Origin of the sequence: Burkholderia sp. BCC1640 (assembly GCF_902833125.1) — a bacterium.
Taxonomy (GTDB): domain Bacteria; phylum Pseudomonadota; class Gammaproteobacteria; order Burkholderiales; family Burkholderiaceae; genus Burkholderia; species Burkholderia diffusa.
In genome coordinates, this window is the sequence record NZ_CADFEF010000067.1 from 1 (window position 1) to 7048 (window position 7048).

Here is a 7048-nt window from a genome sequence, read left to right on the forward strand (position 1 = left end):
GGCATGCTTCGGCAATGGCCCATCAGGCAAGCCGGATACATGCATGCAGACCGTTTCGACATCACGAACAAGAGGCTTGCAAAAGGCGTCGGGTCCATACATGCACGAAAAGGACGATTACCCCAGCTGGCGCTACGACATCTTGAAATGGCTACGACATCCGGCCGACCTCAAGAGCATCCATAGCGCCAATTGTGAACGCCTACAACTACTACTGGTATTCGATTTGCAACGTGGCACCTGCCTCGAATCTTCCTAGTTTCGGTTTGTCCGTCTGCCAGACGAGTTCTGCCACATACCGGTTGGTTTGCGATGTGGAACTTGTCAAGTCCGCTAGCTCTTGCCTCTGATCAAATGGGAATATTTTTCCGTTTCCTTGATTTCGAATTCGAATCCCAATTGAATCATTCTCGGTTGGTATGAGAAAGTCGCCGCGAGCATGGCTGTTTGACACCAATGGTTTCAGCGTGGCATTCAATTTAAATTTTCCCGCGCAAGAGCGGCTGGTGAAAATTTCAAATGGAACCTGCTTTGCGATAACGTTGTTCGTTGCGCGAAATGCTGAAACCTCATTGAAGTCGATCGTATTTTTAGAAATTCGCACGTCGGCGCTGCAATCGGTGAGTTTAATTCCGGGATTATTTGCATATATGGAAAGCTGGCGACTGTCCGTCACGTTATGAGGTCCGTTTGGCACCTCAACCACGATGGGTGGGAGCCGCGAGTTATTGAATGCACTTCCGCTTGCGGGGACATTATTGTCGCCCCATCTTTGAATATTCCATGAAAATACCAAATTAAATGTGACTTTGTCGCCAACATTTTCACCAAGCGTATATGTCGTATTGATCCACTCAGAAACTCCCCCATTCATGAGATAATCGACACCTTGAAAAGTGTAGCCGGGCCACAATCCATTTACGCTGCCAAAAAGAAAACTCTGCCTTATTCTAATAGGGTATGACTTACTGGCCACTAGTCTTTCGCATGTCACTTCGACAACAATGTCGTGCGAGCGCCATACAACAGATCCCAAGGGCATGTTGGCAGCGGGAACGGACGCTGACGAAAGGCCCGAGATTTGATATTCAGAATCGGATGTGGTCCGTTTGCCGCTTTTATAGCAAACTGTGTACGAAGCGGAAAATGCCGGCGCACAATATACCGACCACGCCACCAAAATAAATAGTAAGGCTGCACGTTGCATTTACAATATCCTGGAATTTAAAAATTTCGCCGCATGCAAATATTTCGATCTGGATGCAATTACATGAAAATCGCCCGGGTGGACTAAAAGTTACCGGCACCGCACGCTCTGTCGCACGTAATACCGCCCGGCCTCCGCCTTCGGTAACGCATATGCAGCGCGGCACTGTCCGTCCTTCCACTTGACCGCCAGCGCTCCCTGTTCCCGCTCGAGCAGCACTAGCGCGTTGCCGCCCGGATCGACGACGCCGAGCTGCTTGCCGGTTCCCGTGTCTTCCAGGCTCGCACCGAACGGCACCGGTTGCCCATCCGCCTGCGTCACGTTGAACAGCGCGCGGCGCCCGCCGTTCGCCTTGAACACCGCCTCGACCACTGCGCCGCGACGCGGTACCACCTGCTTGGCCGTATCGATCAACTCGACATCCGCGCCGAGATTTTGCGTATCCGGACGCAACGTGTTCACGCGATAAGGCTGCGCGTATGGCACGACCATGTAACCATTGCTGCCGATCCTCGCACCAGCGTCGGTCCGCACGTCCACACCCTTCGCGCCCTCGATCTTCATCAACGCGAAGGTATCGCCGAGCGTTCGGCTCAGGTTGATGCCGCCGCGATGGATAACGACGGAGCCGGTCGCGCCGATCGTGGCCGACTGATAGTCGCGTGCATGGCTGTAGCTGCCCGACAACTGCCCGATGTCGGCGTTGTGCGTCAGGCTTGCGCCGGCCGTTGCCCCCCGGCCCTGGTTTGCATAGCCGGTTTGCGCCGCATACGACGTGCGCTCGTTGAAGTTGCCGCTCATGCCGGCCTGCACGTTGGCCGCGCCGGAGCGGTCGTAGCTGACGTTCGTGTATGCGCGCGGCGAACGCGCCTTGTTGCCGAGCGGAATCGACAGCGTGGCCATCACCTGCGTGTTCGATCCCGAGTTGCCGTATCGGGTGTCGTGCGTTTGCGTGAAGCTCAAGTTGTAGCTCAACTGTTTCCAGCTGTTCCCGTAGCCGACGCTCATGCTCCGGCTCGATCCGGGTTGATTCCAGAAGGTCTGGTGGCTGAGGTTCAGATAGACGCTTCCATATTTCCGCTGCGGGCCGAGATCCTGGCTCGTGGCCAGATCGATCCGGGAGCGGTTGCGTACGGACGGAACGTTGCCCGATTGGTTGACGTCATTGACGTGATCGCCGAACGTTCGATAGCCGGCCGTCGAATAGCGGTATGCTGCCAGCGTGAAGTTCGTGCTGGTGCGCGTGAAAGTCTTCGCATACAGCACCCGCACGCTCTGACCCGTGCGACGCGTGCCTTGTGCACGGCTGATCGACTGCGTAACGTCGAGCGACAACGCGCCGATTGGCGTATTGGTGCCGACGCCGAGGTTGAACGCCTGAAAATCACCGGATAGCTGGAAGCCGCCGGCCACCGTACTGTTGTCGGTCAGGCCATAGATCAGCGAACCGGTGGCGAGCAGGGGAGCAGAATCCTGGCTCCCCTGATACTGACCCGCTGAGAAGTTGAACTTCATCCGGCCCTTGCGCAGCATCAGCGGCAGGCTTGAGAACGCCTGACGCGTGACGTGCTTGCTGCCGTCCGCCTCGATCACCGTGATTTCCAAGTCGCCGTTTGACCCTGACGGGAAGATGTCGGTCAGCTCGAACGGACCGGGTGGCACGTTCGCGCGGTACAGTACGTAGCCGCTTTGCCGTACCTCCACCACTGCATTGCTAAATGCCTGCCCGCGAATCACCGGCGCGTAGCCGCGTTCGCTGTCCGGCAACATCGCGTCGTCGGAGCCGATCTGCACGCCGCGAAAGCGAACGCTGTCGAACAGCGTCGAATCCGAATATTGCTCGCCGATGGCGAGCTGCGACTTCAGTGACGTGATGTCGCGCTCGATCAGCGTGCGGTTGCTGCGGAATTGCGGCTTGCTGCCCGAGGCGCTACTATATGTGGACTCGTTGCGCAAACGCCACGGGCCGATGTTGATTGCGTTCTGCAGCCCGAGGAAATAGCTGCGACTGTCGCTCGAACTACCACTGTGGCCGTAGTTGCCGCTGAACTGATAGTTGACGTAACCCGCTGCAACGCCTGCATCCCACAGCGCGGGATCGACGTAGCCGCGCGCCGTGCGCGACAGGAAAGCCTGCGGAATGCTGAGAGCGAGCTGCAGCCGGCCAGCGTCGAAATCGACCGCAGCCTGGTCCATCATCTTCGGTACGTCGATGCATGCAGCGTCGGCCATGTCGGGCACGGGTGTCAGAGCATGCAGGTCGACGCCGAATTCCTGCAGCATGTGCACGGTGAGGCACGGCTCGATCTTGCCTTTCTCCTCGTCGAGGCGGAACTCGATGTCGCGATGCGCAACGAGATCGCCGTTGACGAGCACTTCGACGCGATATGAGCCGGGCGGCACGCCATTGTCGCTCGCAAGCACGGATGACAGATCGGCCGAACGTCCGCGATCGTGCAGGAAGTCCGTATTGAATGCCAGCATCAATGGGGGGGCCTGAGCGACGACGGTATTCGTCTCTTCCGCATACGCCTTGTTGAAGACGGCTAGGCACATGGCGAGATACAGCGGCGTTGCGCGCGGAAGTGCGGTCGACGGAGGCGAGCCGACCGGGTTGCGGCGTAATGATTGAGTCGGTCGGTCGGACATTGGTGGTTACACTCCGGCAGCTCTCGAATTAGTGGGAAGGGAAAACACGAACGGGTGCGCAAACGGGTTGCCGTTGCTCGAAAAGAAATAACCGCCAGCGTGAACGACGCGGCAGTGCTTACTGCGGGACCGCAATCGGCGTGGCCGCTTTACCGGTGGGCAACGTGACGCGGAAATGCTCCCGTCCGCCGAAATCATTGACGATCTCGTAACGCAATTCTGGTGTGGCGCCGCCCACCGGCAATTTGACGGGCACGCTCGCCGTCTCGCCGGGCGCGACCATTCGTGCGTCGATGACCGGCGAGTCCATGCCACCCGAGTGCCACTTCGCGTCGACGACGGTGATGTGGTACAGGCTGTGATTCTGCAAATGAAGGAGCACCTTGCCCGATTCGCTATCGAGCCGCCACTGCAGGCTCGCGGGTGCTCGTTGCGGATCGCCCTTCAAACCAGCCGGTCGGAAGAAGACCTTGATTCGCTGACGTACCGCCAGTTGCAGCACGTTGTCGCCAGCGGCGGCCTGTGGAATTTCCTGCACATTCAGCCAAAACGCGGATTCTCGATCCGTGGGCACGCCCACGCCCTCGTACAGTACGCGAAGCAGTTGCTGCCGTTTCGCGGGCAATTTGGCGATTGGCGGCGTCACCGCGAACGGCAACGTTTGGCCGTTGGTATCGTTGAGCGGATCGAGCCAAGACTGGATAAGGGCATCCGCACCATCGTTGTTGACGACGACAGAGGCTTCCTTGTTCTTGCCGTCAAAGATGACGCGCGTGGTACTCAAAGATATCGCGGCATGTGTCGCTGGCATGGCAAATGCATACGCGAGCGCCATGCCGACGGCGAAGTATCGTTTTTTCATGGCGGAAATAATTGGAGAGACGAGCAGCGGGGATTCCCGCTGCTCGTTGAGAACGGCCCGAGGGCCGATATCGGACTTACTCGTAGCTCAGCGTGAACGGTACGCTCGCGTTTGCGACACCGGCCGTGATCTTCGACGGGTCTGCGGCCACATAGGCGGCGCTGAAGCGCACGTTGATTGCGCCAGCTTCGGTCAGCTCGGTCTGCGCCAACAGGTCGCCGTTGCTCAGGTCGAACGCCTTCGCGCCCGCGCCCGTGCCCTCATACACAGCGATACCAACGTTCTGAGCGAAGCCGGCGGACGTCGCGCCGTTGTTTACGCGAATCGACTTCTTGTCAGCGCTAAGTTCGGATGGCTGACCAGCAAACTTCATGCTGACCTTTGCGCCTTGCTTGCAGGCGATGTCGATATTTGCTGCACCCGAGCCGTTGGCCAAGAATTTCGGTGCCGCCACGGTACCGACGTCGTCGGTCGCGATCGTCCCCATGTTCACGTTGATCGTGCCGGCATCGCCCGTAAGCGAGCTCACCTTGCAGGTGTCGTTGACGATCGTGCCCTGGAAGTTGATCATGCCATTGACGGTGTCGGCCATCGCGGCGGAAGAGAGAGCCGCCATCGTGACACCGGCGAGAATCATTTTTGCTTTCATCGATAAACTCAGGTTGTGTGACGCGTCGGACAACGGCCGACGCCTTAGTTGACATGCATGGCTAGGCAGTTCTGCACGAAGCCTTCTATTACCTTTCGATAAAAAGGTGGTCGAAGTATCTCAAGCGTGGCGCATCACGGAAATGAGAATAGTCCTAAAGTGATCCGTTTTAGGAATCTTGAACCGATCCAGGCGCGAGCTTTGCAACAAACTTCACCCTGAACCGGCGTTGTTGCATTAATTCTGCCTGTGGCGATGACGTTTACGCGCAACAGCCGGAGCGATGCATCTGTTAACAATTCGGCATCCTGCATAGATTCTCGATCTTTGCGTGCGATAACATGCGCAAGGACAAGAGCGGGACGCAGGAGCCGAAGGCGAAATACCGTGTCAGAAACTGGACGGCATACGACGCCGGCCTGATCAATCGAGGCAACATCACGATGTGGATTGACGACGACACTCTTGCGAACCTGCCCGACACCGCGCCCACGCGGGGTCGTCCGCGGCTGTACAGCGATGCGCTGATTCAGGCCTTGCTCGGACTGAAGACCGTATTCCATCTTCCGTTGCGTGCCCTGCAAGGCTTCGCACAAAGCCTGCGTGACCTGGCTTTCGCCGATTTGCCGGTACCGAACTACACGACCGTGTGCCGTCGCACCCAGACGCTGCTGGTAAAGCCGCCGGTCATGCGCAGCAGCGAGCGGCTGCATCTGGTGATCGACAGTACTGGCGTAAAGGTCTACGGCGAAGGGGAGTGGAAGGTTCGCCGGTACGGCTACTCCAAGCGCCGCACATGGCGCAAAGTGCATCTCGCGCTTGACGCGAACACCGGCCAACTGCGCGCTGCGCTCATGACGCACCAGGACGTCGCTGACGGCGAAGTGTTGCCTGAACTTCTGGATCAGATCCCGGCCGGCGACCCCATCGATACGATCGGCGGCGATGGCGCGTACGACACGCAGGCTTGCTACGCGGCAATCACCGCGCGCGGCGCAGCGCCCTCGGTTCCGCCTCGTGAAGGCGCGGCTCACTGGCCGCCGCCACGCCCGGCGGGGCTCAGCGCAATGAGGCAATCGATGCGATCGAACAAGGTAGCCGGCGCGAATGGAAGCAACAAAGCGGCTATCACCGTCGTTCGCTGGCCGAGAACGCGATGTACCGATTCAAGACGCTCACGGGTCCATGCCTGTGGGCACGCAGCACCGACACGCAAGCGACCGAGGTTGCCGTTCGCGTGGGCGTGCTCAATCGGATGGCGGAACTCGCACGTCCGCAACCCGTCCGTATCGTCTGAGTTCGCGAACAAAGGCACCACTTCGTCCTCACGCCTCATTAGTACAACAACGCCCCCTGGACCAGGAGGTGGTTTGTCATGAAACGGAGGTGCTTCTCGATCGAACAGATTGTGGCGGTGCTGAAGCAAGCCGAGCTGGGCATGCCGGTGGCCCCCGACATTCCATTTAGTCGGTTGCCTGAATTTGCGCGGTCACGTCTCCACTAACTTTAAGGCAATTCTTATATTGCCTTTGCGCATTTTTCGTCAGAATCCTTACCTAGGGAAACACTGATTAATAGGCGATCGCGCGAGGTGGTCGGCGATGTGGGCGGGGAATGGCCGGATACCGAAGCGAAGCGCCGCCCATTCGGAGAAGTTTGCCCCGAGGATGCACCTTATTTC

The 7048-nt window shown here is 58.5% G+C and carries 4 protein-coding genes and 1 pseudogene; 1 reads left to right on the forward strand and 4 read right to left on the reverse strand.

The features are described from left to right. Nucleotides 1-211: 211 nt before the first annotated feature. From HWX25_RS32285 to HWX25_RS32300, 4 genes are all read right to left on the reverse strand, one after another. Complete coding sequence (locus HWX25_RS32285) at nt 212-1207, reverse strand: fimbrial protein (RefSeq protein ID WP_175912621.1); 996 nt, start codon at nt 1205-1207, stop codon at nt 212-214. Between the two features lie 90 nt (nt 1208-1297). Next, nucleotides 1298-3763, reverse strand: a complete 2466-nt coding sequence (locus tag HWX25_RS32290) for a fimbria/pilus outer membrane usher protein (protein ID WP_244138826.1) — start codon at nt 3761-3763, stop codon at nt 1298-1300. Between the two features lie 211 nt (nt 3764-3974). Beyond that, the gene (locus HWX25_RS32295) at nt 3975-4718 is read right to left on the reverse strand and encodes a molecular chaperone (RefSeq protein WP_175912625.1); all 744 of its coding nucleotides are present in this window, start codon (nt 4716-4718) and stop codon (nt 3975-3977) included. A gap of 76 nt (nt 4719-4794) precedes the next feature. Beyond that, nucleotides 4795-5367 (reverse strand): fimbrial protein, encoded by a 573-nt coding sequence (locus tag HWX25_RS32300; protein WP_175912627.1) that lies wholly within the window; start codon nt 5365-5367, stop codon nt 4795-4797. 341 nt (nt 5368-5708) lie between these two features. Here HWX25_RS32300 and HWX25_RS32305 point away from each other — a divergent pair. Next, nucleotides 5709-6664 (forward strand): annotated as a pseudogene (locus HWX25_RS32305) (IS5 family transposase). The last annotated feature ends 384 nt before the right edge of the window (nt 6665-7048 follow it).